This window comes from Paraburkholderia sp. J11-2 (assembly GCF_905220185.1).
Taxonomy (GTDB): domain Bacteria; phylum Pseudomonadota; class Gammaproteobacteria; order Burkholderiales; family Burkholderiaceae; genus Paraburkholderia.
The window spans coordinates 1-24323 of sequence record NZ_CAJMYY010000022.1 but is presented as its reverse complement, the minus strand read 5'-3'; the positions used below and the strand labels follow the sequence as shown (position 1 = coordinate 24323).

General features: G+C 61.2%; 34 protein-coding genes. 14 read left to right on the top strand and 20 right to left on the bottom strand.

Translation table 11 applies throughout. The features are described 5' to 3' along the window. Nucleotides 1-3: 3 nt before the first annotated feature. The 11 genes from U5A57_RS27635 to U5A57_RS27585 all read right to left on the bottom strand — a co-directional run bounded on the left by U5A57_RS27635 (nucleotide 4) and on the right by U5A57_RS27585 (nucleotide 12060). On the bottom strand, nucleotides 4-2022 hold the full coding sequence (locus U5A57_RS27635) for a prohead protease/major capsid protein fusion protein (protein ID WP_321914812.1): 2019 nt from the start codon (nucleotides 2020-2022) through the stop codon (nucleotides 4-6). A gap of 81 nt (nucleotides 2023-2103) precedes the next feature. Further along, nucleotides 2104-3609 carry a phage portal protein gene (locus tag U5A57_RS27630; protein WP_321914811.1) on the bottom strand — a complete coding sequence of 502 codons (1506 nt, stop codon included), beginning with the start codon at nucleotides 3607-3609 and terminating at the stop codon, nucleotides 2104-2106. Between the two features lies 1 nt (nucleotide 3610). Then, nucleotides 3611-3817, bottom strand: a complete 207-nt coding sequence (locus U5A57_RS27625) for a phage head-tail joining protein (RefSeq protein WP_321914810.1) — start codon at nucleotides 3815-3817, stop codon at nucleotides 3611-3613. 1 nt (nucleotide 3818) lies between these two features. Continuing rightward, nucleotides 3819-5855 carry a phage terminase large subunit family protein gene (locus U5A57_RS27620; protein ID WP_321914809.1) on the bottom strand — a complete coding sequence of 679 codons (2037 nt, stop codon included), beginning with the start codon at nucleotides 5853-5855 and terminating at the stop codon, nucleotides 3819-3821. Continuing rightward, nucleotides 5842-6498, bottom strand: a complete 657-nt coding sequence (locus U5A57_RS27615; protein ID WP_321914808.1) for a hypothetical protein — start codon at nucleotides 6496-6498, stop codon at nucleotides 5842-5844. Before U5A57_RS27615 ends, U5A57_RS27620 begins: the two co-directional genes overlap by 14 nt. A gap of 230 nt (nucleotides 6499-6728) precedes the next feature. Beyond that, the gene (locus U5A57_RS27610) at nucleotides 6729-7514 is read right to left on the bottom strand and encodes a hypothetical protein (RefSeq protein ID WP_321914807.1); all 786 of its coding nucleotides are present in this window, start codon (nucleotides 7512-7514) and stop codon (nucleotides 6729-6731) included. A 141-nt stretch (nucleotides 7515-7655) separates the two neighbouring features. Continuing rightward, on the bottom strand, nucleotides 7656-8027 hold the full coding sequence (locus U5A57_RS27605) for a hypothetical protein (RefSeq protein WP_321914806.1): 372 nt from the start codon (nucleotides 8025-8027) through the stop codon (nucleotides 7656-7658). A gap of 287 nt (nucleotides 8028-8314) precedes the next feature. Then, complete coding sequence (locus U5A57_RS27600; RefSeq protein WP_321914805.1) at nucleotides 8315-11041, bottom strand: VapE domain-containing protein; 2727 nt, start codon at nucleotides 11039-11041, stop codon at nucleotides 8315-8317. A 72-nt stretch (nucleotides 11042-11113) separates the two neighbouring features. Then, a complete protein-coding gene (locus U5A57_RS27595) occupies nucleotides 11114-11416 on the bottom strand; it encodes a hypothetical protein (RefSeq protein WP_321914804.1) in 303 nt (100 codons plus the stop codon). Nucleotides 11417-11509: 93 nt separating this feature from the next. Continuing rightward, nucleotides 11510-11689 carry a hypothetical protein gene (locus tag U5A57_RS27590; RefSeq protein ID WP_321914803.1) on the bottom strand — a complete coding sequence of 60 codons (180 nt, stop codon included), beginning with the start codon at nucleotides 11687-11689 and terminating at the stop codon, nucleotides 11510-11512. A gap of 68 nt (nucleotides 11690-11757) precedes the next feature. Beyond that, nucleotides 11758-12060, bottom strand: coding sequence for a CII family transcriptional regulator (locus U5A57_RS27585; RefSeq protein ID WP_321914802.1), 303 nt, complete (start codon nucleotides 12058-12060; stop codon nucleotides 11758-11760). A gap of 130 nt (nucleotides 12061-12190) precedes the next feature. Between U5A57_RS27585 and U5A57_RS27580 the strand changes: the two genes are divergently transcribed. Both U5A57_RS27580 and U5A57_RS27575 read left to right on the top strand, forming a co-directional pair. Further along, nucleotides 12191-12463 (top strand): hypothetical protein, encoded by a 273-nt coding sequence (locus U5A57_RS27580; protein WP_321914801.1) that lies wholly within the window; start codon nucleotides 12191-12193, stop codon nucleotides 12461-12463. Nucleotides 12464-12487: 24 nt separating this feature from the next. Further along, complete coding sequence (locus tag U5A57_RS27575) at nucleotides 12488-12721, top strand: hypothetical protein (protein WP_321914800.1); 234 nt, start codon at nucleotides 12488-12490, stop codon at nucleotides 12719-12721. A 218-nt stretch (nucleotides 12722-12939) separates the two neighbouring features. On the opposite strand, the gene U5A57_RS41715 is transcribed toward U5A57_RS27575, so the two are convergent. Then, nucleotides 12940-13257: a transcriptional regulator gene (locus U5A57_RS41715; RefSeq protein ID WP_415774669.1), complete on the bottom strand. Its 318-nt coding sequence runs from the start codon at nucleotides 13255-13257 to the stop codon at nucleotides 12940-12942. 76 nt (nucleotides 13258-13333) lie between these two features. Between U5A57_RS41715 and U5A57_RS27570 the strand changes: the two genes are divergently transcribed. Next, nucleotides 13334-13753 carry a helix-turn-helix domain-containing protein gene (locus U5A57_RS27570; protein WP_321914799.1) on the top strand — a complete coding sequence of 140 codons (420 nt, stop codon included), beginning with the start codon at nucleotides 13334-13336 and terminating at the stop codon, nucleotides 13751-13753. 45 nt (nucleotides 13754-13798) lie between these two features. Here U5A57_RS27570 and U5A57_RS41710 read toward each other — a convergent pair whose 3' ends face one another. Then, entirely contained in the window at nucleotides 13799-14071 is a 273-nt protein-coding gene (locus U5A57_RS41710) for a hypothetical protein (RefSeq protein ID WP_415774668.1), read from the bottom strand. A gap of 364 nt (nucleotides 14072-14435) precedes the next feature. Between U5A57_RS41710 and U5A57_RS27565 the strand changes: the two genes are divergently transcribed. The 10 genes from U5A57_RS27565 (at nucleotide 14436) to U5A57_RS27520 (ending at nucleotide 19051) form a co-directional block, all read left to right on the top strand. Then, nucleotides 14436-14648 (top strand): hypothetical protein, encoded by a 213-nt coding sequence (locus U5A57_RS27565; protein ID WP_321914798.1) that lies wholly within the window; start codon nucleotides 14436-14438, stop codon nucleotides 14646-14648. Nucleotides 14649-14738: 90 nt separating this feature from the next. Then, nucleotides 14739-15191, top strand: a complete 453-nt coding sequence (locus U5A57_RS27560) for a hypothetical protein (RefSeq protein WP_321914797.1) — start codon at nucleotides 14739-14741, stop codon at nucleotides 15189-15191. After that, a complete protein-coding gene (locus tag U5A57_RS27555) occupies nucleotides 15188-15319 on the top strand; it encodes a hypothetical protein (RefSeq protein ID WP_321914796.1) in 132 nt (43 codons plus the stop codon). Before U5A57_RS27560 ends, U5A57_RS27555 begins: the two co-directional genes overlap by 4 nt. After that, nucleotides 15316-15507 (top strand): hypothetical protein, encoded by a 192-nt coding sequence (locus U5A57_RS27550; protein WP_321914795.1) that lies wholly within the window; start codon nucleotides 15316-15318, stop codon nucleotides 15505-15507. The genes U5A57_RS27555 and U5A57_RS27550 overlap by 4 nt, the downstream gene beginning before the upstream one ends. A gap of 452 nt (nucleotides 15508-15959) precedes the next feature. Continuing rightward, entirely contained in the window at nucleotides 15960-16223 is a 264-nt protein-coding gene (locus tag U5A57_RS27545) for a hypothetical protein (RefSeq protein ID WP_321914793.1), read from the top strand. Between the two features lie 36 nt (nucleotides 16224-16259). Beyond that, a complete protein-coding gene (locus U5A57_RS27540; protein ID WP_321914792.1) occupies nucleotides 16260-17342 on the top strand; it encodes a hypothetical protein in 1083 nt (360 codons plus the stop codon). An 11-nt stretch (nucleotides 17343-17353) separates the two neighbouring features. Beyond that, complete coding sequence (locus tag U5A57_RS27535) at nucleotides 17354-17530, top strand: hypothetical protein (protein ID WP_321914791.1); 177 nt, start codon at nucleotides 17354-17356, stop codon at nucleotides 17528-17530. Further along, nucleotides 17527-18147, top strand: a complete 621-nt coding sequence (locus U5A57_RS27530) for a DUF551 domain-containing protein (protein ID WP_321914790.1) — start codon at nucleotides 17527-17529, stop codon at nucleotides 18145-18147. The genes U5A57_RS27535 and U5A57_RS27530 overlap by 4 nt, the downstream gene beginning before the upstream one ends. Next, complete coding sequence (locus U5A57_RS27525; protein WP_321914789.1) at nucleotides 18144-18752, top strand: hypothetical protein; 609 nt, start codon at nucleotides 18144-18146, stop codon at nucleotides 18750-18752. The genes U5A57_RS27530 and U5A57_RS27525 overlap by 4 nt, the downstream gene beginning before the upstream one ends. Before the next feature lie 83 nt (nucleotides 18753-18835). After that, nucleotides 18836-19051: a hypothetical protein gene (locus tag U5A57_RS27520; protein ID WP_321914788.1), complete on the top strand. Its 216-nt coding sequence runs from the start codon at nucleotides 18836-18838 to the stop codon at nucleotides 19049-19051. Between the two features lie 61 nt (nucleotides 19052-19112). Here U5A57_RS27520 and U5A57_RS27515 read toward each other — a convergent pair whose 3' ends face one another. Genes U5A57_RS27515 through U5A57_RS27500 form a run of 4 tightly spaced genes read right to left on the bottom strand, consistent with a single transcriptional unit; the run spans nucleotide 19113 to nucleotide 20953 of the window. Continuing rightward, nucleotides 19113-19670, bottom strand: coding sequence for a DUF2441 domain-containing protein (locus U5A57_RS27515; RefSeq protein WP_321914787.1), 558 nt, complete (start codon nucleotides 19668-19670; stop codon nucleotides 19113-19115). Continuing rightward, on the bottom strand, nucleotides 19670-20191 hold the full coding sequence (locus U5A57_RS27510) for a hypothetical protein (RefSeq protein ID WP_321914786.1): 522 nt from the start codon (nucleotides 20189-20191) through the stop codon (nucleotides 19670-19672). The genes U5A57_RS27515 and U5A57_RS27510 overlap by 1 nt, the downstream gene beginning before the upstream one ends. After that, nucleotides 20188-20622 carry a helix-turn-helix transcriptional regulator gene (locus tag U5A57_RS27505; protein WP_321914785.1) on the bottom strand — a complete coding sequence of 145 codons (435 nt, stop codon included), beginning with the start codon at nucleotides 20620-20622 and terminating at the stop codon, nucleotides 20188-20190. The genes U5A57_RS27510 and U5A57_RS27505 overlap by 4 nt, the downstream gene beginning before the upstream one ends. Next, nucleotides 20612-20953, bottom strand: a complete 342-nt coding sequence (locus U5A57_RS27500) for a type II toxin-antitoxin system RelE/ParE family toxin (protein WP_321914784.1) — start codon at nucleotides 20951-20953, stop codon at nucleotides 20612-20614. Before U5A57_RS27500 ends, U5A57_RS27505 begins: the two co-directional genes overlap by 11 nt. A gap of 726 nt (nucleotides 20954-21679) precedes the next feature. Between U5A57_RS27500 and U5A57_RS27495 the strand changes: the two genes are divergently transcribed. Then, a complete protein-coding gene (locus U5A57_RS27495; RefSeq protein ID WP_321914782.1) occupies nucleotides 21680-21961 on the top strand; it encodes a helix-turn-helix domain-containing protein in 282 nt (93 codons plus the stop codon). Between the two features lie 100 nt (nucleotides 21962-22061). Here U5A57_RS27495 and phaR read toward each other — a convergent pair whose 3' ends face one another. The 3 genes from phaR to U5A57_RS27480 form a co-directional block, all read right to left on the bottom strand. Continuing rightward, a complete protein-coding gene (gene phaR, locus U5A57_RS27490) occupies nucleotides 22062-22667 on the bottom strand; it encodes a polyhydroxyalkanoate synthesis repressor PhaR (RefSeq protein ID WP_321914781.1) in 606 nt (201 codons plus the stop codon). Between the two features lie 149 nt (nucleotides 22668-22816). Then, nucleotides 22817-23557 carry a 3-ketoacyl-ACP reductase gene (locus U5A57_RS27485; RefSeq protein ID WP_321914780.1) on the bottom strand — a complete coding sequence of 247 codons (741 nt, stop codon included), beginning with the start codon at nucleotides 23555-23557 and terminating at the stop codon, nucleotides 22817-22819. Between the two features lie 156 nt (nucleotides 23558-23713). Next, nucleotides 23714-24323 (bottom strand): acetyl-CoA C-acyltransferase (locus U5A57_RS27480; RefSeq protein WP_321914779.1); only part of this gene is annotated, 610 nt, incomplete at its 5' end.

Here is a 24323-nt window from a genome sequence, read left to right as displayed (position 1 = left end):
CGGTCACTTCGCAGTCACGCGGTACATGCCGCGGAAGTCGATCGCCTTGGCGGCAAAGTCCAGCCGCCCCTTGACCTTCATCCCGTCGACATCGAAGTCCACGGCCTGTTCCGTATAGAGGCCGGCCTCGCCATCCAGATACGCGAACTCGACGGTATCGATCCGGCCAACGCTGGCCATCAGGTACCAGGTACTCGGACTCGACGCATCGAGCCGCGCCTCGGCCACCGGCGTGAGCGTGTTGGTGAACGGGTTCTGTTTGCCGGCCTCGTTCGGCGTATAGCCGGCGCTGGTCATCTGTTGCGCGCGCGTCTCGAGCGCGGCCGGCACCAGCAACGTTGACGGCGAGAGATTCAGAAGCGTGCCGCCGGGGGACTTCTGCGTACGCATCGCCGTTCGGCCCGCCGAAAGCGCGTCGACGTCGATATCAGCTGCGGTCCCGACGTTGTTGTGTTTCGGGTCGAACACAGGCAGCCCATCGCTCATCTTCGGATTCGACGTGAGGATGCCGTACACGATGTCCGACTCCAGATCAGCGGCGGCATTGCCGAACAGCATCGGCAGGCGCTCGAGGGCGCTGAGATCGTCGTTGATGATCATCTGCCGCGTGAAGGCGACGATCTTGCCGAACGTCCCGAGCTGGTAGGTCTCGCCGCTGTCAACGAGGCTGCCGTACTTGTACTCGCCCGCCTCGTTGACCTTTTCGAGTTTCACGGCGCCGTCGAACGCCACGCGCGTCACCGGGCGGAAATCGGTGATCGTGGTTTGCCGTGCCCAGGCGGTAAAGCTCTTCGGTGCGGCCTGGTACGCCTGGCGCATCGTGCGCGCAATCACGGCGCCGAATACGAGCGGCAAATCGCCGGTCGTCTGGTAGCCGCCACGCTGCACCACACCCAGCGCAATACCCGCGATCTCGCGCACGTTCATGCCGCGCGTAGCAATGCCGTGGTCCTCGAGGGAGGCGCGGCAGAGTTCGCGCAACGTCATGCCGCGATACGACCGACCTTGCTCGGAAAGTTCGACGGCCGGATTGACGCGGTGCATGAGCGCGTTGACCATCGCCTCGCGGCGCTGCGTTGAGTTGTCGACCACGCTCGCGTCGACACGCTGCCCCTGTACCTGCTGAGCATCGCCCTGCTCCGCAAGCCGCCGCAGCACTTCCGCACGAACCGTATCAGCCGAAGTCCCCGCGTCAATAAATCCACGAATCAGGTTTTCGGAGTCGGTGAGACGCGCCGCACGCACAGCGCCCTGAATGTCAGCGATGCGCTGGCGTTCGAGTCGCGCGCCCTCCGCGCGTTGCGTTGCTCCGTCATCCGGTCCTGCGCCGCTCGCCCCGGGCTGTTGCACCGGCGCCGCTGTGGCTTCCTGAGTCGGTTGTACCTGCCCTTCGGTTGTCGCCATGACGTTGGCCCTCTGTGTCGATGAGGTTTGCACCCCGTTGTTGATGGATCGTTCGGTAAATACGCATGGGAAAAGACGAGGCGAGTCCGCGCTCGGGCCGCCCCCGCCGCGCATCGTTGCGTCTGGATCTGCACCGACCGGAACGGGAGAGATTTCGTAAGGCTCCCAGTTCGTTGCGCGATAGATCCACAGTTCATTGCCCTCGGCACCAGGAGGAATCATTTCCAGCTGGTTGATGCGGGCACCAAAGGAAACGTTACGTAGAATCCTGTCCTCGATGTCTTGCCAAATGGGCGTGACATCGTCGCGGTTCGAATATCTGAGCCGTGCGGTTCCAGCTCCGTTGCCGGTCATGGACGCGGATTCCACGACGCCAATGACATCCGTTACGTCCCATGCGTTGTGTGCATTCAACACCGGGGCGTTGCCCGATTGGAGGCGTTGCATGTTCACGTGCTCCGGGTCTGTGCTCAGCTCTTCCAGGTAGGGCCGATCGCGGTACCAGTCGTATCGCAACACTTGTGCACCGGCTGTCCATGTGCAGTCGACCGTCCGCGTGGCGGTATCCACTGAAACGATCGGCATGTCGCGACGTGAGAGCGGCAGTGCCGCTTCCATTGACGGTTGAACCCCTTGCCGCTGGAAAGTCGGTTTCGCCATTCAAACCTCCAATTAAAAAGGCCCGCGATTTGCGGGCCTTCAGTCCTGTTTCGGTGCCGGCGTACCGGGCTTGCTGTCGTCAGGCATCGGACTGTCGCCCTCGCCGGCGTCAACCGCCGATGGCGAGGCAGGCGTCGAATTCCTGTAGGGGTCCTCCGCAATCTCCCGATCCATCGTCGCCGGGTCCTGCCCCATCTGGCGTTGTGCCTCCTGCCGGCTGATGAACCGTTCGTCGACCTGCATGGCAAGCGCTGCAGTCTCGCGCTGCGGATCAGTCATCTCGATGCGCGGCGCCGTCCAGTCGCGCGGGCATGACGCCTTCTGGGTCTTGCCCGCCAGATAGGCCACTTCCACGAACCGGTTCGCGACTGCATCGCAAAACCGCGGAATGAAGATGAGCCACTGCTGCTGCTCAAGGATGCGCTTGAACTCGATTTTCCCCATGCGGCCGCTGGTGAAATTCACCTGGCTGAAGTCACCGGTCATCTGCTCATACGTCACGTCGGAACCGGCAGCGATGCCACGGTGTTCGACCCGCATGAATTGCTCATAGTCGGAGACCGGCGACGGTGTCGTGAAGCGGATATCCTCATCCGGGTTGAGATGCGAAATCATTCCGGGCACGATCTCCTCCACAGGCGCCGGCGTCGGCCCCGTACGCTCACCGGGTACCCGCCGGCCAGTTGGCTGGCCCATATCACTGTCACTCACGACGAACGCCGCAAAGCACGCCTCAATCTTCTTGCGTACGCGCTGCGCTTCGCGATATTCATCCGAGTCTCGCGCCGCCCAGATCGCCACGGCGAACTCGGGCAAACCGCGCACGGTGTTGGGCCGGTCAGTCGGATCAAAGACGTGGAGAACCTCGTTTGCCGGAACCAGGCGGCTCTGCACGTTCGAGGCGATCTGCACGATGTCGCCCGGGTGCTGGTCGAAAAGCCAGTAGCCGACCCTTCGGCCGATACGATCGAACTGCACGCCGGCCACACAGAAGCCGCCCTCAATCATGCCGGTGCGCGAGGTATCGAGGTAGTCCGACTCGAGCACCTGCAGTTGCAACGGAACGTCCAGGCCGTCCGTGTCGAGCCGGATGCGAAAACGAACCAGGCACTCGCCCGATTCCCGGAGCGCGCGCGCGACCATCAACTGAAGCCCGCCAAAGGTGAGCAGCCCGTCCGCATCGCAAACCGCAATCCATTCATTCCATAGCGCCTGCACACGCGGCTTCGCGAACTTCGCGACAATGCCTGTACCGATCATGTTCGCGGCCCAGACACGCAGGGCATGCTTGATGAACGGATTGTTGCGCACGAGATCGCGCGACCGGTTACGCAGGACCGAAAGCGCCGGCACAAGCTCGGCATTGCCACTGGTGCTTGGCGTGCGCCAGTTCAGACCGCGCACGTCCTTGCCCGCGCCATCGTAGCCGCGCTCCGATTTCAGCACTGACCGTGCTGAATCGAGTGCAACGCGCGCACGCATGCGGCGAATGCCGGCCGCGGGGCTTACCCAGCTTATCGCCCTGTCGAGTAGCGACTCACGCATATCAGAAGTTCATGTTCGTGATGGCCATCGATGAGCGCTGCCGCGGCTTGCCAGACTGCGCTGCCAGTTCCGCAGCAACGAGATCGCGGGCCTTCTTGAGGTCGTCAATGCTGCGGAACTTCACTTCCTTGCCGTCGTAGCGCACCTCGAGCTCGCCAGTGGCGATCGCGCGATCGATGTTGTCGAGATCCTGCTGAGTGAATGCCATGTCACCGCCTGTTGATCCAGTTTGAACGCGCACCGACCCACGAGGAGCGGCCGCGCGATTGGGAATAGTCTGCCGCTTCACTGTCCGCGCCGGCTGTCTCTTGCGATGTCGCTTCCGCTTCCATCTCAACGGACGCTTCCGCGTTCGCCTCAGCGCCCTCATCAGGCACCTCCGTGGGACCGTGAAATAGGTCCTTCACGCGCGGCTCAAAGACGGCCTCACGTTCGATCCATTCCGCCTCCGTCATGAGATGCAAACGCAGCCGCGGATGGTACGCACACGCCAAGTTGTAGACCTTGCAGTCCAGAACCTCATTGCGCGGCCGTACGTTTTCCCACCGGTCCTTCGCCGCGTTGTACGCCTCGGCCAAGAGCTGCTTGTAGAACTCGTCATCGAGCGCCACACTAAAGCGCATCCGCCGATCGGCTGGTTCGGCTTCCTCATCGCCCAAGAGCGCAGCGTAGATACGCGCCTTGGCCGTGTCGGTCCCGACCGGCCAGAGTTGGACCCCGTTCTTCAATGTGGCACCCTTGCGCGTCACGTCCTGCAGCGTCGGCCGACCGATGACCGGCTTGTGCCGGTCCTTCGCGCCTTTCAGTGCAAACACGCCTTGATGCTTGCGCGTCCGGCAATAGTCGTACACGTCCTGCGTGCGGTTGCCGCCCGTATCGATGCCCATCAGTTCGATACGCATCGGCACGCCGAACGCATTGCTGAACGCCGTCTCGCGGACCTTGTCCAGCGCCGCCCACGGCGCCGGCGTGGCCGGATCCCCGCGTATCACGATATGGTCGATCGTCCAGTTAGTGAGATGGCGGCCCCAGCCGTCAACCACGACTTCCAGACGGTCCGGATGCGTGTCGACTGCGGCTGTGATGGCCAGCACACCGCGCGGCACCGTGCGAAGTGCATAGGGCTCCGCGCGGCGCTTGACCACCTCCCACTTGAGCTCCGCCGTCTTGTCTCGCCAGCACTCGGCCAGCGCGTTGTTCACGAAGGCGATCAGCTTCTCGACATCCTGTTGCGCGACCACCCAGTCCCGGACCAATTCAGCCCAGGGGCGCCAGCCGATCGGCGCATAGAGGGCCGAGAGGTGAAAGCTCGCCGTCTTGCCGTCGCCCGTCGCGGTCGGCATCCAGTACGCGCCTTCATAGCCGCGCGTTTTCCACGCGTGTTCCGGGCTTCCAGCACCGCAGTCGGAGCAGTAGTAACGCACTGTGTCTGGCTCACCGTCCTGCCACTTCATGTTCTTCCATTCGAAGAACTGCGGATGACTGCACTCCGGGCACCGCGCGAAATAGCGCCGCTGGTCACCCCGCGCGTAGAGTTTTGCGATCTGCGATCGCCCCTCAATCGTGGGCGTACTGTTCGCAAAAATCTTCGCCCGCCGCCCGTAGTTGCTCGTGCGGTTTTCCGCCAAATCGATCGGGTTGCCCTGGCCGTCAACGTTCAGCTCGTACTCATCGATCTCCTCGAGCAGCACGTAGCGCACGGTCGTGGACTTCAGCCGCCCAGCACGCGTAGCCGAAACGATATTCAGCATGCCGCCCGGAAACCGTTTGCGCCGCTTGGTGTTGTCGCTTCCCTTCTTGCCCGAGTCGCGAACGCGGCGGCGTAGTTCTGGCGTCGAGAGGCGCATCGGTTCAAACCGGTCGAGCTCCCACTTTTCGCCGTCATCGTTCGTCGCGAACACTGCGAGAATGTTCCCTGCTGCGCTGGTAATCGACTTGCCGATGAAGTTCTCGCCGAGCGCCGATCCGCCGAGCTGGTGACCTTTCTGCATGCCGACAACGCGCACCCAGGCGTTGTCGAAGAGCCGCGTGTCATCATGCGAATGACGCGTTACGGCGCTAGGCATGCCCGACAGGGCGTCCATGATGCCCACAAGGTACGGCGTGCGCTCGTTGCGCCATTTACCCGGCTCGGGGCTACCCTCCGGCAGGACGCGAAAGCGCTCGGCCCACTCGGCGATGCCGATGCGCTCGTCCGGGCGAACGGCCTCTACCAGCGTCTGGACGAACCGGTCAATCGCTCCCATCAGATTCGTCCGCCTCGATTTCCCGCAGGATGCGTTTGCTGTCGATCGCATTCAACGCTGCGGCCAGCTCGTCCTCAAGACGCCGCTGAATTCGACCTTCGTCTGTCTCCGCCGCCAGTTCGTCCTTCACGCGCACTGCAACGTTCATCACCGCGTCGCGTACGGTCCGCAAGGCCGTGAACGCGAGGCGCTGCGCTACTTCCACGTCGATCAGGTTGCCGCGCAGCTGCTCGAGCTCGAGCTGCTCGCGTGCATGCCGCGTTTGCTCACGGGCAGCGCGTGCCGCCCGATACTGCTGCATCAGCGGATCGCTTCCCGACGCAGCCGGCAACGCCTCGTCGGCGTCGCCTACATCCGTCTCCGCGTCACGCTCGTCAAGCAGCGCCGGCATCGCCTCAACGGCACTCCTTGCCGCGTTCGAACCCTGAGACCCAACCTGCACCGCGTGCTGCGCTTGCCTCGACAGATCCTCGAAAGACTTGCGGCCCTCATCAGTGTTGCGTTGCCACTCCATCCGCGCTGTTTCCGGGTTGACCTTCCCGGATGCCGTGACCGAGATCCGCTTTGCCGCGATCGCTTTTTGCACGGCGCGATGCGTCACGCCCATCATGCGCGCGAACTCCCGCTGGCTGACCTCCGGCATATCGTGCGCTCCTGACCCGGGCGGCTACCACTGGCTACCGGATTGGCTACCTGGCTACCCCCACTGGCTACCCTGAAAATTTCCGAAAATCACGTTCAAAACGAGGTTCGAATTACCCTCATTTTTCGATCGCGAGTAAGGACCCGTCGCCGCCTGGCATCCCCGGCGGGTCTGATGCGCAACCTCCGCTGCCCGCCGGGACCGACCGCCCACTCGCTCGCTGGTGTATCTCATCGCGCGGTTGAGACCGCCGCCTCGAATGCCTTCACGAACTCTTCCTCGTAACGCGCCTCACCGACCCGCTGCGCCACCTCGAAGAACGGCAAACGCGGCTTGTACTTCGGTGCCTTCACGAAAACGAAAACAGGTTTCGCGGCGCCATAGGCCAGATGCGCGACACGCGGATCAGCCCCATAAGCGAGCCGCTTGTAGATGCCGGGCGGCAGTTTGCCCTCACGCTGGAGCAGGACGAAGTAGTTGTAACCGCGTGACGTTTTCGTTCCGCGCTGCAGGCGTTCGCGCTTGCGCCCGGACATGTTGGCCTTGTAGCCCTGCTCGCCAAACGCGGCGAGATAGGACAGCACCTCGACAATCAGACCGCGCGAGACGTTGCCGTACTGGTCGAGCTCGGCGGCGCCACCCGGCACGGCCACCATTCCGGCCGGCAACAGACCACGTGCTTGCAGCGCCCGCTCGAATCGCTTCAGGCTCCGGTCACCGCCGTAGATTTCCGGGCCGAGATACTTCGACGCGGGCGTACCCTTGTAGGTATCGTCCTTGATCCAGACCCGCGCCATCAGGTCCGCTTTCGTCGCCGGCTTTGTGTAGACGCTGTTCAGCGTGTACGGCGTCGGGCGGTCAAACTGAGTTTTCATCTCAGCCTGCACCGCCTCCTGCGCGGCTTTGGCCGTGGCCGTCAGTGCGCGTGCGGTCGCATAAGGGATCTGGTTGTAGAAGAGCTTCGCACTGAAGCCGAGCGCATCCTCGATGTTCGCCTTCAGCTCGAAACCGCCCATGCTCGCCACCACGCGTAACCGCAGAAACACAAAAGCCCCGACGCTTGCGCGACGAGGCTTTCACATTTGCCTGGGCGTGCGAAGGTCCGGGGACAGCCCGAACTCGCACGCCACGAAGGCGGATCAGATTTTGCGCGCAGTCTAGTCCGTATGGTCGGAATTTGCAAGCATGCCTGCGCGGGCCTCTGATTCAAGCATGCCTCCGATCTCCCGCTTGGCCTGACAAAGCGCCTGGTCGTACGCTCCCGGCGGCCGAGCCCTGATGCCGAGTTTTCGGCATATCACCATGCTGGGCTGGCGTTCCATGTAGTGCAGTTTGAGCAGCGCTTTCGCGAACGGCATCAACTTGCGCCAAGCGAGCTCAACGCGCCGCGCGTCCGCCAGGTCAATGTCGCTTGATATCACCGCACCGCCACCGCCCGCGAAATAGACACTCGCGGCACGACCACCGCCGCACCCGTCCGCATACCGTTGCGCTTTCGCCCAGTTATCGAGTCGTTCATCGAGCGTCATATGCCCTCCCCTCGGCTGGCTTGCGGGTTCGGGACACATTCCGTCCTCTTGTCCCACTGTCCTTTGAAAACAGAAAATGTGAGCAGGTCCGCGCGACATGCGCGACATGCGCCCTCACGTCGCGCATGTCGCGCGCCGGCGCACAGGAATGCGGAGCGGCCAAGGGACAGCGGGACGGCGGACGGAAGAGGCGCGGCGCGCTGAAAAGGCACAAGTGGCGCGCCAGTTTCAACGCTTGCGCGCGCCAACAGTTTTCCGAATCGTGGCGCGTGGCGCGCCGTGTGTATTCAGAGCGGCGCATCATCATCCTCCGCGGACCGGCGCAATGAGGAAGGAGGAACCACTACGGGCTTCAGCGCCGGTTCGGGGGGCACATAGTACCAGCGTCGCGCCCCCGTCGTTTCACGCTTGCGCACCCAGTCCAGCGCTTTCATTGCGCTCCCAACACGGCGCTGTTCGTTCTTGGTGGCCTTAGATATCTCGAGCTTGAGGCAGTCAAACAGGATCTCCTCGACCGTCACCCTGCCGCGATGCTGAATGAAGTCGGCAATCAGCGACTCCATCACATCGCCCTCATAACGCGCTGCCTGCTCCACTTCGAACAGCGGCGCCTCATCGCGCGTCACCTGCCACGGTGACGGCATCTCGCCGCCGGCTTCTTCATTGGCCCGTTCCCATTCACAGAACGCGAGATACGCCTCTGCCCAGATCTGGTCACGGTCCGCCTTCAGCCGCGCGAGATCGATGGTGCCGGCCACCTTGACCGGCCAGAACCGCCGGTTGCCTGACTCGTCCTTGAGGTAGGTATCGAAATTCACCGTGCCGACGACCACGCACTGTCGTGGCACATCGATCGCGCGACGCCCATACGGCGGCCGGAACGTATCAACGGCGGTCGTGATCCACCGCTTGGCCTCGGCCGTGCCTGCCTTACTGAGTGAATCGAGCTCGGCGAGTTCAATCGCCCACTTGCCGCGCATCACAATCGGCGTGTTCGCGTCGGACAGGGACAGGTTTGCGTCTGTGGTCCATTGCTGGCCGAAAAGCGTGGCAATCGTGCGCGACTTGCCGGCGCCCTGGGCGCCCTCGAGGATCAGCACATTGTCCATCTTGCAACCCGGACGCATCACGCGCGCTACCGCACCAATCAGCCATTTCTGGCCGGCCAGCCGCACATACTCCGAGTCTTCCACACCCAGGTAGTCGACCAGCCACGTCTCCAGCCGTGACACGCCATCATGCTCAAGCGAGCCGAGATAGTCTCGCACCACGTGGTAAGCATGGCGCCGCGCGACGGCCGACACGGCATCGACCACAATCTCGCGACGAGGTGTAATCGACCACGTCTTGCCGAGCCAATACGTGAGCTGCACATCGTCGTCGTCGGTCCATTCGCCGGTTGTACCGGCCTCTCCCGGCGGCGGCCTGAGCTTCATGGTCCGTTGCGAAAACTGCTCGTAGGCGAGCACGCCCGCCCAAGCCTCGTCATTCAGCAGGATGTCGATGACATTGTCGAGATCGGGCTTCACGGCGCCCTTGTCTGTCCTGCGAAGGCCCATCTGCCACGTATAGGAGCCGTTGGCCGGGCTTTCGCGCGACTCCCCTATCGCAGCGTCAGCCGAAGTCACCGCCGGCCCCTGCGGGCCGATCACGCGTCTTACGCCAGAACTCGATGCCGGCGAAACCATGCCAGCGGACTCCATCGCCTCGAGCAGGATCGCGGCCCGGTTATATCCGATACGCAGATGGCGTTGAACAAGCGATATCGACGCCCGGCCCGATTCGCACACGATTGCGGCGGCCTGCTCATACAACGGGTCAGGCGCCACCTTGTCCGCGTGCTCCCCAGCATGCGCGTCGACCGAATCACCCGATAACGCACGCAACAATGCGGCCTCGAGCTGCGCCTTGACGATATCGAGCCCTTCCTCGCAATGCAGGTCGTTGAAGTCCGTCAGCTTGCGCTCGCCTCGGGCCGTGAAGTGCGGCCATGTGACCCCGGCGTTGCCGACCGCGGCTAACGCCTCATACGCACGCTTGAGGCCCGTATTCTCGAAGCGACGCCGGCGCTCCGGCCCGGCATCGTTGCCAATGACGAGCTCGAGGTGCTCGAGCCCGTATTCATCCGCGACCCGCTGCACCTGAACCGTATACGCGGTCTGCCGGCATTCGATTCTGGCCGCCGGCCCTCCGACTTCAATATCGCCGGCGTAGCCGTACTCTTCGGCGAGGTGGTCACGCACGCGCTGCTCGAGCGTCCAGTCGTCATCGGCGCAAATGAGAAGGCGCAGGTTCGGGTAAGCGTCGCGAAGGTAGCGGGCGACGGGAAAGATACCGCCCGCGTCAAAGCACACCGCGAGCGGGACAGCCTCGTCCGTCGCCATACGGATCGAGCGCCCCGTCGCATAGCCCTCGGCGATCATCGCTATCTGTGTGTCATCCCCAATGTCGCCAAGAACGAACGCCGCCCCACGTTTTTCCATGCCCCTGTTGAATCGCTTGGCGCCGTTCGGCGTGATCTTCTGCAGCCCGGCGAGCCGGAAGCCGTCCGCGTACTGGAACATCGGCACCAGCACCTGCCCCTCGTCATCGAACCGCACGCCCTCCGGCGTAATTTTCTTTTTCTCCAGGTACGCGGACGATCCTTCGTCACGCGCCTCCTGCCATTGCGTGCGAGCGCGATTGGAGGCAAGCCGGGCCGCCTCGGCCCGTTTTCGCTCTTCCTCGCGCTCGACGGCTTCCTGCCGTGCGCGCGTCGCCGCAAGATCCTCGGCCGACAATGCGTCGCCGCTCCATTCAAAAGGCGATGCGCCATTATCGTCGCCGGACCAGAAACCAAACGCCCCTCTGTAACCGATGACGCGGCCAGCGCGCACGACCTCGTGGAGCGAATACCAGTGTTTCTTCTTTGGCCCGTAGCGGTGCGGCTTTCCGTCTGCTATCGGGTGGCCATCCGGCAGACGCGGGTGACCCGCAGCCTGTAGCTGCTGGACGATTTGTTCGAGTGTAGCCATTGCGTGGATTGGGAGAAACGGCCGGACACGAGATGCCCCACGCACCGGGATTCAGTACGCGGAAACTCGATTTCAGCCTGGTGGAGAAAGACCACGCAGCCGCGACCATTCGGCCGCGTGCGCGTCAGTGAATTCGCGGAGTTCGTCCGCGCTCAGATAGCCGGCTATCCGGTCACGGAACTCTCGGCGGTCCGTTTTCGAGGGGAGCCCCGCGCAATGTCGGGCCGCGCACTCGACAAATGAAGGCATGACGGATGTGCGCCGGGCGGCCGAGGCCAACCACCCAGGCTCGTCGGTAAATGCCTCCAGGGCAGCACGCAGAAAGGCGGGCACCGAAGACGGCGCGGTCTCGGCCAGTCGGGCAAGTTCGCCCATTGCGCACGCGAGTTGCTGCCCGTAGTCGCAACACAAGCCGGCCTGCTCGCGGTACACGTTGCAGCAGGCCATACCAGGCGTAAATCGCATGGCTCACCCTGCCGCGCTCCCGCGCTCCAGAACATCTGCTGCGCCGTCCACAGCCGCAATAAAGGCGAACGGCTTGACCGATCGCGCGCCGGCCGCCGAGAGTGACACTGTGTCCGCGGTGTCGAGGTAGCAGAAATCCAGTTCGATGCCGCCAAAGTCACCAGCGACACGACGCTGCATCACGAAACGGGCGTGGCGCCCCGATGGCAACGTATAGACCGCAGTTGCATGAAAAGATCTCCTACGCATAGCTACTCCCATTGAAGCTGTTCAACCGTCTCAAGCTGGTTGAGATGGTCACGGGCCAGTTCCATCAATATCGCCACCTTGCGGGGCGGGAAACATTGCATCTCGGCGGGGACCAGCTTCAGACCGGCTGCACTCAGCACCTGGCACGCGCGCTCGAGGTCTTCGCCCACCCACCTCGAAACCGTGGCCGCTGAAAGGCCGATTTCATCCGCGATGGTGTTTTGTCCGGTTGCTGAAATGCGCTGCAAGGCGAGGCTCTGTGCCTTGCGTGACCTTTCAGCGACCGTCGCCGATACTGCAGTCAAAAGCTCACCTCATTTAGAGAGAAGGAGTCCAACGCCTGTGAAAGAATCCAGGGTGGCGCGCCATAACCCGACACGGCATGCTTAGTCCTACGAATAAATTCACTCAATCCTACAAACCACAGGAGAACACGTGAACCACCCTCCCTCACACGATATGTACGGCTTCGCAAGCGAAGAAGACCTTTCGCTTTTCGCGGTTTCGGCCTGGCACCTTGGCGGAGTTGAAGCCGATCACGCCGTGGCAATCCGCTTTGCCTACCAGGTGCCCGATGGCCAAGGCAACCAAGACACGTTCGATACGCCCTACTTCGCGCTCAATCCTGACCGAACGAGGGAATTCGCTCACCAGCTGATCAAGGCCGCTGACCAGGTGGACAAGATGCGAAAGGACCTCGCCCATTGATCCTCGAACAACAGAGGCCACACCATGTACATCACGAAATACAGCTACTGCACGAACCGCGGAACCATCAGCATTGAACTCAGGCGAGACGGCCGTTGGGAGATTTTCTTTGGCCGCGAAAACCTCGGTTCGTACCCCTCGGCCCGATCGGCCGCGGACGATTTATTCGTCGGCTCCGTGCCACTTCTCGACGTCGATCCCTCGAGGCTCGGAATCCCCGGCGATCTCGCTGACTGGACACCGGGAATCGTTCGCTAGCGAATTCCAATAACCGTTGATAGCGGCTGCGAGGTCACGGGCGGCGCTAACGGGGATGCGGAGACGAACAACGTTGTCGGCTCCGTCCAGACTGATGAGCCACTCGTCGGGGTCCTTACAGCGTGCGATGCCCCGCCAGTTACTAACCGCGTGCCATACCTCTGGTCGTTGGGCAGGCGGCGGCGCCGACCGACTATCCTTGGATGACAGACTTTGTTTCACGTCAGCTCCTTTTGAGATAATGCAGAGAATTCGCTTTCGACTGTCGCCCTGACCAGGTCTGGCCATTTGCGATGCCAATCTAGGGGGCGGAACATCTGCCGAGTCACGCGACCGCCGCACGCCACTTCAACGTCGAAGCAGCGGTCCGCACTGATTGGCCGCCACCGCTTCTCGTTCCGCGTACGCCACTGGGTGACCATCTGCGGAGAGACGCCAACCGCACGTGCGAAATTTGCGGCACTTCCTTGGAAGCACTCGCGGATAGCGAGATCCAGGATCGCAATCTGGTGAAGTTGAAATTGGGCACGGTTCATAGGCCCACGTTATAAAGCAATGCTTTGCGAAAAGCAAGCATTGCTCACGCGAGTAAAGCAATGCTTTAATGAGATCATGACTTCAGATCAAACTTTCGCGCACTTGGGAGAGCGCCTCGCATGGGTGTTGGAGGATAAGAACATCTCTGACGCCGAGGTTGCGTCGGCGTGCGAGGTAACACGGCAAGCTGTGAACGGTTGGAAAAGGACCGGTCGGATCGCCAAGTCACAACTGCTCAAGCTCGCCGACTTGACCGGATATCCGGTTAGCTGGTGGCTGGGTGGCTCCGCAGAGGCGACTGAGGTGAGCCCGGCAGCTGCTCGCCTCTTGCGTGCGGTCAGCGGTCACAGTGAAAAGGAAATCGAAGAAATCGCGCATGGCCTCGAGATCTTGCTCGGAGCGGCAAAAAGAAAAACGCCCGACCGCGGCAAATCTGACGTTTATACTGTCGGCTCAGCTTTTGCGCCCAAAGCGAGCGAACGACGCAAGGCGTAGCAAAAAGCCCCGCACTTTAGCGGGGCTTTTCACATGAATATTTAATCAATCGCCTTCAACAGCATCCACGAATCTCTGTGCAAAAAACGGAATGACCAGCCAGGTTACTCCAAATGTGCAGGCGGCAAGTATAAGCGCAACAACCGCTGACTTTATCCACCCTTTAGCCAGAAAGTAAAAGAATCCGAACACGAACGTCCACAATGCCGAAACGTCTCGGGTCTTCTTCTGTGGGATTTGGGGCGCTCCGCACTGGGGACAAGCAAGTGCGCTCTCGTGAATCTCCCTACCGCAGCCTCTGCAATACACCACACTCATCTCCTCTTTCGTTGATGGATTAGAGCAACGAGCTATTACTACACGACTCTATTGAATCACTTTCTTTTACGCGATTGTTTTCTGACATCCATCAAGAGAGTCCATACGGGAGTAAATAATTATTATTCTCGAACTGGAGATTAAGATAATGAAACGATCTCGCGATTGATTTCGTTAAACGGATATAAATGTATTATAAATACATCAAACTCTTGACTTTTGTTTGATTAAGAACAAATCTCTGCTTTCCACTTCTTTACAGCGCGTCATTAAAGCAATTATCACAGCCAATGTGGTCCTCCCCCATTTTTTGGAGAGGCAAGATGCGTCGCGATGAGGCCAGGGCCGCCCGTTGGAGGCGGACATGAACGTCGTTAAATTCAAAAAACCAAAACCCCGCCGATACACGAATGCGTCGTCAATGCGCGGCCGAATTACACTGGAAATCCAGGCTGACGGGTCAGCTCTGGTCCGGGTCAGCGGGTTATATTCTCGCGTCACCGCCCGTGCCATCAGCGATCTCGCCGAACTGATCCAAGCTCTGACCGCGCAGCTAGTCACTCAACAAAGCGTGTGAGCTTGCTTTACATCACAAAAGCAATGCTTGCTACATTTAAAGCATTGCTTTATTCTTCGGTCCATCGCAACTCTGTGATGGACCGAAACGATGGCCACTTCCGCCAACGGCGCGTTCGATACCCAAAGCGCCCCGACTACTCCGAAATGTTCGACGCTGAAAGCCCCCGTCGCCGTAGCAGCAGTGCTGCAACGCATCCAAAGCGACGCACGCCTTGCGTTCTACCTAAGCTCGGCCACGGAGACGTTTGACCTCCTCGCCGCCGCCCACTGTGAAGCGAACGGACTCAACGAAACCGAGTTTCGAAGCGACTTCGAAGCGGGCCTGAAAATCGAGGTCCCGCACGCCGCCTCGACGGTCGAGAGCCTTCTCGCGGAGCTCGAATTCGCCCATAAGATCATCCGCAACGGGCTCGGCCTGATGACCACAGGCCAGAAGTGTGATTGGGGCCGACTGAATGACCGCGACGGGGTATCCGGCGAAGGCGCCACGCGAGCCCACGAGCGGGCGGCCGCTATTGCGAGAGCAGGAGGCCGGCCATGATCGCCGTGAAGATCCTCGGCGCCTGGCTCGCTCTGACCATGCTCGCTGCCTGGCTGCTTACCGCGTTGATTCGTGGGGCGAGCGAACCCGTCGAGGAAATCAGCGTCCAGCAGGAGCGCCAATCATGACGCTCGCTGCCATGACCGTCCGGTGGACGAACCCTGCCAAGCGACCGCGCCTCGCACGCGATGAAGCCGTACTGATCAGTGAATACGGGCGCGGCTGGCAGGACCGCCACCTGCCGGAGCCGCAGTCCTGCTCCTTCGCCTACCTGTCCGGCTACACAGACGCCCGTCGCCCCGGGGGCAAGCGATGACGACGCCGAGCACACCCAAGCCTATGCCGCTCTGGCTGATCTGCCTGATCGCTGCCTTCGCCGTTATGGCGGTCTCGGCCCTTGGAGCGCTCGAGGACGCATGCGGCTCGGCAACGACTCACGAACAGGCCGCCCGGCGCCCGCAGACCTGACCAACGCGAGGCGGCAATGACACATCGCCAAGAAACCTACCGCCCCGTTGCGGGCAAACGCTGGTCGGGCCATGTAGCACCATTCGAGTTTCCTCCGCTGCCCGATTCCGAGCTGCGCGCCACGTGGGCCTGGTGTCAATGCGCCGGCGATTTTGACCACGGAATGAAAGCGCCCGCCATGAGGCGCGTTATCGAAGCTGTCACGAGAGTACGACTTGCAGCCACAAGAAGGCCCGTCACGACGGACCTGAAACGCGCCGGCGCCAATGATGCCGACGAGTCAACTGCTTAGGAGTGCATATGCTAGAACGAGAAAATTCCCCGCTGAGCATTGGCGGCCATACCGTGCAGCGCCGTCGCCTTGACGACACCCAGTACACGCTCCATCAGCTGCGCTGGAATCGTCAAGTTGTGCTCGAGACGATCTCCGTCCCTTCTGCTCATGACGTCAAAAGCGCCATTCAGGCGGCGCAGGCCAGCAAGTGCCCGCAGTCGCGGCGCCCCGCCCCGAAGCGCCGCGGAAACTACTGCGGCCCGTCGACGCGCCGCCGCTGCGCCGAGTAACCCCGCCGCCCCGCCAACAAAACTAGGTTTAAACCCATGAGCAAGAAATCAATCCCTCACGAGTTCGACCTCGAGCTCACTGCCGCCAACGTGAAAAAGGCGATGGCGGCCGCTGGTGCGAAATCTGACGATCTTTGGAAGGTGCCTCGGGCAAATATCCGCATTCTTCCCGAATTCAATGTCCGCGTTCGCACGCCCCAGTACCGGGCCAAGGTTCGCAGATATGCGGACTCAATGCTTCGCGACGGCTTTCGCAAAGACAAGCCCGTTCTCTTGCACCCAGTCCTCGAAGGCGACGACTGCATCCTCTATCTCATAGACGGCCACCGCCGACTGGAGGCTTTTGATATTGCCATCAGCGAAGGCGCCGAGATGGCCTTTGTCTACGCAGTTCCCACGCCTCCCGGCACGAATATGGCCGACCTGCAGGCCGCACTCATCAATGAGAACGAAGACGCGAGCCTCACGCCATACGAGACGGCCATCGTCTGCAAACGCATGGCCGGCTATGGAATGTCGGAAAAAGACATCGGCACGCGAGTCGATTACACGCCCCAGTACGTGGGCAAATTGCTAAGGCTATTGGCCGCTCCTAAGTCGATTCTTGACCGCGTCATCGCTAACGAATTGTCCGCCAATGCCGCGCTCGAGGCGCTCGATCACTACGGAAGCTCAGCGTCCGAAGTGATCGCCAAGGCTTCCGCTGACGCCAAAGCAGCCGGCAAACGGGTGACGCCCAAAGCGGTCAAGACCGCCGCGGCAAAGAGCGGCAAAGCGCCGGCCGCAAAGAAGTCCGCGAGTCCCCAAGCACAGTCGCGGCTGCCGTCTGTACTCAATGATTCGCAGCCTCCGCGTTCGCCCGTCGAACCGTGGCCGTTTCCGTCCGCACCAGCCGCCGCAAAGTCTGCAACAACACCCGAGCCGGCAGCATTGGCCGCAACTATAGCTACCCACGCGATCACCGACGCCGAGCGTTACCAGCACTTGCTTTCGCGCATCGATACGGAGATCTACTTCAACGGCGTTGAGTACCAGTCGAAAAATGCGCTCGACGCCGCCATCGATGCGGACATTCTCGCGCTGCAGGATGCCGGCATGTTGCCAATCAGCGGACGGTGACAGGAGGCGCCATGTACGTCTACGAACAGATCGAACCGTGGGTTTGGACAGTCGGTCATTACGACCCGACCGGCCGCTGGCACCCCGAGTCTGACCACGCAAAGCGCGAAGATGCCGCCAACCGCGTCGCCTGGCTCAACGGCCGCCCGAGCGGCAGTACAACTGGCACAACGGAGGCCCGTCAATGAGCACTACGCATGAACCCCAAGACTTCGCCGTCCGCACACAAATGGAAGAACTGCTGTACGGCGGGCACAGCATTCCGCCTCACTTGCGTATGTACCTCAACGAGCTCGATCGATTCGCGGCGGCCCATGTCTGCCCGCTATCCGACGAAGAGATTCGATTTATTGCAGCGTCCCACGCGCGCTATGTAGGTGCACGACGTACGATCACATGCACGTCCGTGCAACACAGCGATGTCCCAGAACACGTCAACGAGGTGCTCGCCGTTGTCGAGAGCTACGGGCCGTACGGCCTTGACATAAACGAAGGACTACGCTTCCAGATCGTGCTCGCTGACGAAGTTAAGCGCGTACGGGCGTTGTTGCCGCTCGCGCGGCCTTGGATCAGCGTCTTCGAACACCTCCCGCCTTTCGAGACGTTCGTTCTTGCTCACAATGGCAAGTGGACCGGTGTCGCCAAATTCGCGTCCGGCGCCGAACTCGATGACTCGGAGCGCTGGCAGGACGAACACTCCGAGTTCATCGAACACCTCGGGCCGGCGGTCACACATTGGATGCCTCTTCCGATGCTGCCGGCCGCCAAGGAGACAAGCGCCAGTCTGGCAAGGGGTAAGGCATGAGAGAGCGCCCAATCCTCTTCAGCGGCGTGATGGTCCGCGCGATCCTCGACGGCCGGAAGACGCAAACACGCCGCATCGTGAAGCAATCGCACATCAGCTCGACGGAGATTCGCCGCGATGGCGAAGGCGAACTGTGGATGCGTGACACGTACCACTGCCCTCACGGCCAGCCCGGCGACCGTCTTTGGGTACGCGAGACATGGCAGCACAGCAACCACCCTTTCGGCCCTTACGAGCCGGCGTGCGACGTGTTTTACCGGGCCGACTACCTCGATGATCCACTCGGGCCGGACCTCGAAAAATCGCCGGACGGAATCCGTCGTCAATGGCGGCCGTCAATTCACATGCCGCGCGCGGCTTCCAGGATCACGCTGGAAGTGTCGGCGGTGCGTGGCGAAAGGCTGCATCACGTCAACGAGATCGACGCGCGGGCCGAAGGCTGCCCGCCTTCGTGGCTTGACGCTGGCGACAACAAAACCGTTCATTGCGGTGAACCAACATACCGCAATGGCTTTGCCCGCCTGTGGCGTGATATCCACGGCGGGTCATCGTGGCAAGCCAACCCGTGGGTCTGGGTAATCAGTTTTAGGAGGATCGACAAGTGACCAAGTCAACGCATCCTTCGAAAGGGCCAACGCGAGATAGCACGAAAGCCGCACCACCGGTACCCGCGCTCACGCACTGCGAAATGAGTGCGGTCAGCTACCAAGGCTTCACACTCACCACGCCCGATGGCGAGCCAGCACAACTGGCGGTAGTCGACAAAGATGGGCGCGTCATCGAAGCCGGGCCCGAAGTAGCGCGCGCCGCATGGGATGTCGCGATCGAGTCCTATCGGAACTTCCTGCGGGGCGCCGGACATCTGCGCGTACTATCGAAACCGCCAGAACCGCCGAAGCAATGAAAAACGGCGCCTCACGGCGCCGCTTTTTTCTAGCGACTCAAATGTCGCCGACTATGGATCGCTAAGCGACCCGTCCTACCACTAACGCGGGCAGCTCGATGACGTGCTCCCAGAACGGGCTATATCCGGCCAGTTCGAGCGTCTTGCCTTGCCAGTAAAGATGCATCTTATGGTCGGTCGTTGCGAACGTATTGCCAACTGCGAGCAGCGCCATATCGCCACGATGAACCTTGCCTTGCGGCTGAATCTCGTAGATCCCATGCTCCGGACTCCCATGCCCCTCGCGGAATCTCTTTGCAGAATCTAGCGAATCAGTCGCAAACATCGACTGAAACCGGCCTGGCTTGTCAGGATAGTGCGCGAGCCTGGTCGCCTCGAGCAGTTGCTCAATCATTCCGCCGCGCCAATCTTCGAAGGTGCCTGGTATCCAAGAGTCGCGGAAATACTGAAGACCGTGGCGGGAAAAGCCTTGCGGATAGCGCTGATGGATGTGCGACTCAACATCGCCGTTCGCCACACCGTTCGCCACAAGCTCCAACTCCTTCCCTTCGAAATAAACGCCTCTTCGGTCAACCGAATAGTATTTACCAGACGCATTCGCTTGTGTGTCTGCCAACATTAGCTCTCGGGACGGTGTGTCTTGGGAACGCGGAACGACGGTATGGTTGGAATAGGCACTTGTAGCCTAAGAGCCAAGTCCTGGACGGTTTGCCGGTAATATGGCCACAAGTGATACGGCATGTTATGCGTGGTGAACTCGCTCAATGCTTCCGGCGGGAGTTCATCCGGTTTGCAACCTGCCACGACATATTCCACAGCGAAATCAACCGCCAAATCGCAGACGACATCATCTTCGTTCAACTCGACGTCATCTGGAGGCGGGCCGCCCTCCCCAGACCGCACTACTCGCGTACGCGTCGACACAAGAAACTTCAGCAAGCTAAGGGTTTTTTCCTCACCGTTGCCGGGATAGGCAACCTCCGCAATTGAAATCTCGGTAGCTGTCCAATTTACGCGAGTGAAGCTCTCAAACGCTACGCGCCTGTCATACCATGGCGCCACGGTCGTGCTTATGCGCGTGGGAAATGCCGTCTGCACGTGCAGGTGCGGCAATACTTTTTCGAGAAGCTCTCGGTTCATGCTGCCTTACGAACGTCAAATGAGGGAGCGGTGGTGATTGTGTCATTCGTGCCTTGAATAAGCGTAAGTCGGCGGCTCTTGACCACGACGCCGTCTCTAGGCACGAACGCGTCACTATCCGACGTAACGCTGAAAACCGATTTGCGGTCTTCACTAACGTTCGGCTCCAATCTGATCTCAAGGTGCATATCCAACGCGTGGGCAATCTGCGAAGCGGTTGCCACGGTCACATTGTGACGCCCACTGAACACCCTGCTGATTGCCTCGGGCTTCTTATCCAGTCGCTCCGCCAACGCTTTTTGCGTTAGCCCAAGCTTCTTCATTGACTCGACAAACTGTCGAGTCAATTCGAGCAGCGCTCGTTCAGTCCAATACTCGGGAGATTTGCGAGCCTGCTTGAATGCATCCTTGTAGCGGCTACTAATCTTCATCCTCATCTCCGACAATAAATTCCAATGTTCCGTCCCGCTTCGCCTTCAAATAGTCCGCGTACGTCTTCTGTGCGGCTTTGATCAGCGACTTGGAGGTCTTCCCAGACTTTCCACCGGATTTGTAGAACGTTTTCGTGAGAACAATCATGCGCCCGTCGTCGTAGAAGTACAGCAACCGCAGGGTGCCAGTCACATCAAACTGCCAGACCTTCGGGTTGTCGCCTACGTGATGCGTCCTGTTCTCCGCGAACGCTTCCGGCCCGTTTTTGGCTGCGTGCTCAAGAAACGCGAGGCAACGATGCAAGTCCTTCTCGTCCTCGATATCACTCAATACACCGTCCCCACGAGCGCTTAGCACCTCGCAGATGGACCACGCTTCTTGGATAACGGCAGCTACACGCAAGATATTAACGTATAAGTTATCTCACAAGTGCAGAGCTTGACATTTTCTTGTGGGCTTGGGCGCACATGAAGCAAACAAGACTGCAACCGGAAATTGGGGAATAAGTAGGATGTAAAGCAACGGGCGACCGTCGCATCGATTCGACGGCAATCTTACCATCGGACCGAGCATTACTTACCGCGCCGGAAGGGTCGATTCGACGTGATTTTTGCGGCCTACAAAGGCTGCTGAGGTGAATATGCGCAGTGCATGCATTATCGCGATCACAAACCCACCCGAGAGGATCTGCGTCGTCGGTATATTTTGAGTGACTTACGGGCAGCCGAGGGAAACCATCCCGACGCGCGGAGCAGGATTGCGGGAGGTCGTTGATTCAACAGGGTTTTTCACGTGTACATCCAGATGTGGGGCGCAGGGCGTTCGTTGCGCCGCGCGAGGGTCAAGCCAATCCGCCATTTTACCCGTTTGGCGTATCGTGCGGCGCAGCATGGTAGACACGCACCCGCACGCGCCGGGGTCGGATGAAATATGGGCAGGATCAAACTTCGTTCACCTATGGCTCGCCTGCCAGCTGCGCATCGGGATAATTTTCGCCCGGTGCGCATTGCGCGCGATCAAGCACATCCTTCTACCGGCTGCGTGGAGAGCGCGAATATGAAAAAGACAATGGACGCGTTTCAGGCCGATTTGCTGAAACCGGTGCGTCAGACGAAAGCCGGCACAGCGCGCATCACGCGCGGCCAATCCACCGCCGCCTCGCTCGCGCGTGCAAGTGCCGGACTCTCGCAAAGCGCCTTCGCTGCGCTGCTGGGCGTTTCCACGCGTACGCTACAGGACTGGGAGCAAGGCCGGCGCCAGCCGACGGGCGCCGCGCAAACCCTGTTGCGCCTGGCCGTGGCGCACCCTGAAGCCTTGCGCGCGCTGCAAAGCGCCTGAAGACGGCGGCCCAATGGGGGGCGTGCTCGCGAGGCAACGCTTCGCCACGGCGCGCCGCGGCCTTGCCAGCGCGCGCCACCCGCCGTGTGCGTCGCGCCGCTTACTTCTTCTCTTGCTCGTCGTCCGCGGGTGCACCCTGTGCCGGTGCCGCCGCGCCGCCCGGCGTCACGGGCTTGAACGGGAAGCTACTGAACATGTTCTTCGCCTGGTTCTGCATCTGCTCCTGCATTTGCACGAACATGTTCTTCGACTGCTCGATGTAGCTCGTCATCATGCCCTGCATCATCGGCGCCTGCATGTTCATGAACTGCGACCAGACCTCGGGGTTCATCGCGTTGCCTTCGTAAAGGCTCTTCGACTGATCCGCGAGCTTGTTCTGGATGTCGATGAACGCCTGGATGTTCTTTTCCAGGTAGGTGCCCATCATGCCCTGCATCGCATGGCCGTAGAAACGGATGATCTGCGACAGCATCGACGACGAGAACATCGGCAGACCGCCGCTTTCCTCTTCGAGAATGATCTGCAGCAAGATGCTGCGCGTCAGATCCTCGTTGGTCTTCGCGTCGATGACCTTGAACTCTTCCTGCTCCAGCACGAGTTGCTTCACGTCCGTCAACGTGATGTACGTGCTCGTCTCCGTGTCGTACAGCCGACGATTCGGATACTTCTTGATGAGACGTTCGGCGGTTTTCTTTGTAGTCGTCATGTGTCGCCCTTGTTAGCGCCAACGCGCGGCGGCCGTTGCCGTCGCGCGTTGGTCTAGCCCGGAAACGGCCTGCCCCGGTGAGCAAACAGGCCCGCTGCCGTCCTCGATCCCAGCTTGGCGCGCTCCCTGCAAGCGCGCTGCGCTCGGGATCAGCCCATGTGCAACCCGCCATTCAGCGAGAAGTCAGCACCGGTTGCAAAGCCTGACTCGTCGGACGCGAGCCACGCCACGATTGACGCGATTTCCTCGGGTGCGCCGAGGCGGCGCACGGGAATCGTCGCGACGATCTTTTCCAGCACGTCGGGACGGATGGATTTCACCATGTCCGTGCCGATATAGCCCGGCGAAACGGTGTTGACCGTCACGCCCTTGGTCGCCACTTCCTGAGCCAGCGCCATAGTGAAGCCGTGAATGCCGGCCTTGGCCGTGGAATAGTTGGTCTGGCCGAACTGACCCTTCTGGCCGTTCACCGACGAGATGTTGATGATGCGGCCCCAGCCGCGCTCGACCATGCCGTCGATCACCTGCTTCGTCACGTTGAAGAGGCTCGTGAGATTGGTGTCGATCACGGCCGTCCAGTCTTCGCGCGTCATCTTGCGGAACACCACGTCGCGCGTGATGCCGGCGTTGTTCACGAGCACATCGATTTCGCCGACTTCGGCCTTGATCTTGTCGAACGCCTGGCGCGTCGAATCCCAATCGCCCACGTTGCCTTCTGAGGCGATGAAGTCGTAACCGAGCGCCTTCTGGTCTTCCAGCCATTTCACGCGGCGCGGCGAATTCGGGCCGCAGCCGGCGATGACCGTGAAGCCCTGCTTGGCGAGCCGCTGGCAAATGCCGGTTCCGATGCCGCCCATCCCGCCCGTTACATACGCAATACGCTCTGACATAAACCACACTCCATTATCGTTTTCCTGGCGCGCCCTTCGACGGCCCTGGCCTCGCTCCTTCCCGCTGCCACCACCCGCGCCACGCGTTGCTCGCAGCGCCGGGGCGAACCGCTAGCCGCTGCTAACAGCGCCCCCCGGCAATCGCATGAAGCGCAATCAAGCGCGTTCGAGCGCGAGCGCCACACCCATGCCGCCGCCGATGCACAGCGAGGCGAGACCGCGCTTCGCATCGCGGCGCTGCATTTCGTGCAGCAGCGTCACGAGAATCCGGCAGCCCGACGCGCCGATCGGGTGACCGATCGCAATCGCCCCGCCGTTCACGTTGATCTTCGACGTGTCCCAGCCCATCTGCTTGTTCACGGCCAGCGCCTGCGCGGCAAAGGCCTCGTTGATCTCCAAGAGATCGAGGTCGTTCACCGACCAGCCCGCGCGCTCCAGCGCACGCTTTGAGGCCGGCACCGGGCCCATGCCCATGATCTTCGGGTCCACACCGCCGCTTGCGTACGCCTTGATGCGCGCGAGCGGCGTGAGGCCCAGCGCTTCGGCCTTCTTCGCCGACATCACCACGACCGCGGCCGCGCCGTCGTTCAGGCCCGAGGCGTTGGCCGCCGTCACCGTGCCTTCCTTGTTGAACGCCGGCTTCAGGCCCGCGAGCGATTCGGCCGTCACGCCGTGGCGCACGAACTCGTCGGTCGCGAACTGCAGCGGCTCGCCCTTGCGCTGCGGAATCGCCACCGGCACGATTTCCGCGTCGAAGCGGCCCGCA

Coding starts and splice junctions, on each gene's coding strand:
- U5A57_RS27550 (WP_321914795.1), top strand. CDS start 15,316: ATGACGCTCGCTGCCATGACCGTCCGGTGGACGAACCCTGCCAAGCGA.
- U5A57_RS27560 (WP_321914797.1), top strand. CDS start 14,739: ATGGCCACTTCCGCCAACGGCGCGTTCGATACCCAAAGCGCCCCGACT.
- U5A57_RS41715 (WP_415774669.1), bottom strand. CDS start 13,257: ATGAACCGTGCCCAATTTCAACTTCACCAGATTGCGATCCTGGATCTC.
- U5A57_RS27495 (WP_321914782.1), top strand. CDS start 21,680: ATGAAAAAGACAATGGACGCGTTTCAGGCCGATTTGCTGAAACCGGTG.
- U5A57_RS27525 (WP_321914789.1), top strand. CDS start 18,144: ATGAGAGAGCGCCCAATCCTCTTCAGCGGCGTGATGGTCCGCGCGATC.
- U5A57_RS41710 (WP_415774668.1), bottom strand. CDS start 14,071: ATGAGTGTGGTGTATTGCAGAGGCTGCGGTAGGGAGATTCACGAGAGC.
- U5A57_RS27605 (WP_321914806.1), bottom strand. CDS start 8,027: ATGACGCTCGATGAACGACTCGATAACTGGGCGAAAGCGCAACGGTAT.
- U5A57_RS27520 (WP_321914788.1), top strand. CDS start 18,836: ATGAGTGCGGTCAGCTACCAAGGCTTCACACTCACCACGCCCGATGGC.
- U5A57_RS27555 (WP_321914796.1), top strand. CDS start 15,188: ATGATCGCCGTGAAGATCCTCGGCGCCTGGCTCGCTCTGACCATGCTC.
- U5A57_RS27535 (WP_321914791.1), top strand. CDS start 17,354: ATGTACGTCTACGAACAGATCGAACCGTGGGTTTGGACAGTCGGTCAT.
- U5A57_RS27630 (WP_321914811.1), bottom strand. CDS start 3,609: ATGCGTGAGTCGCTACTCGACAGGGCGATAAGCTGGGTAAGCCCCGCG.
- U5A57_RS27610 (WP_321914807.1), bottom strand. CDS start 7,514: ATGGGCGGTTTCGAGCTGAAGGCGAACATCGAGGATGCGCTCGGCTTC.
- U5A57_RS27515 (WP_321914787.1), bottom strand. CDS start 19,670: ATGTTGGCAGACACACAAGCGAATGCGTCTGGTAAATACTATTCGGTT.
- U5A57_RS27625 (WP_321914810.1), bottom strand. CDS start 3,817: ATGGCATTCACTCAGCAGGATCTCGACAACATCGATCGCGCGATCGCC.
- U5A57_RS27635 (WP_321914812.1), bottom strand. CDS start 2,022: ATGGAAGCGGCACTGCCGCTCTCACGTCGCGACATGCCGATCGTTTCA.
- U5A57_RS27545 (WP_321914793.1), top strand. CDS start 15,960: ATGCTAGAACGAGAAAATTCCCCGCTGAGCATTGGCGGCCATACCGTG.
- U5A57_RS27575 (WP_321914800.1), top strand. CDS start 12,488: ATGTACATCACGAAATACAGCTACTGCACGAACCGCGGAACCATCAGC.
- U5A57_RS27595 (WP_321914804.1), bottom strand. CDS start 11,416: ATGGGCGAACTTGCCCGACTGGCCGAGACCGCGCCGTCTTCGGTGCCC.
- phaR (WP_321914781.1), bottom strand. CDS start 22,667: ATGACGACTACAAAGAAAACCGCCGAACGTCTCATCAAGAAGTATCCG.
- U5A57_RS27600 (WP_321914805.1), bottom strand. CDS start 11,041: ATGGCTACACTCGAACAAATCGTCCAGCAGCTACAGGCTGCGGGTCAC.
- U5A57_RS27505 (WP_321914785.1), bottom strand. CDS start 20,622: ATGAAGATTAGTAGCCGCTACAAGGATGCATTCAAGCAGGCTCGCAAA.
- U5A57_RS27615 (WP_321914808.1), bottom strand. CDS start 6,498: ATGCCGGAGGTCAGCCAGCGGGAGTTCGCGCGCATGATGGGCGTGACG.
- U5A57_RS27510 (WP_321914786.1), bottom strand. CDS start 20,191: ATGAACCGAGAGCTTCTCGAAAAAGTATTGCCGCACCTGCACGTGCAG.
- U5A57_RS27570 (WP_321914799.1), top strand. CDS start 13,334: ATGACTTCAGATCAAACTTTCGCGCACTTGGGAGAGCGCCTCGCATGG.
- U5A57_RS27485 (WP_321914780.1), bottom strand. CDS start 23,557: ATGTCAGAGCGTATTGCGTATGTAACGGGCGGGATGGGCGGCATCGGA.
- U5A57_RS27620 (WP_321914809.1), bottom strand. CDS start 5,855: ATGGGAGCGATTGACCGGTTCGTCCAGACGCTGGTAGAGGCCGTTCGC.
- U5A57_RS27530 (WP_321914790.1), top strand. CDS start 17,527: ATGAGCACTACGCATGAACCCCAAGACTTCGCCGTCCGCACACAAATG.
- U5A57_RS27565 (WP_321914798.1), top strand. CDS start 14,436: ATGAACGTCGTTAAATTCAAAAAACCAAAACCCCGCCGATACACGAAT.
- U5A57_RS27540 (WP_321914792.1), top strand. CDS start 16,260: ATGAGCAAGAAATCAATCCCTCACGAGTTCGACCTCGAGCTCACTGCC.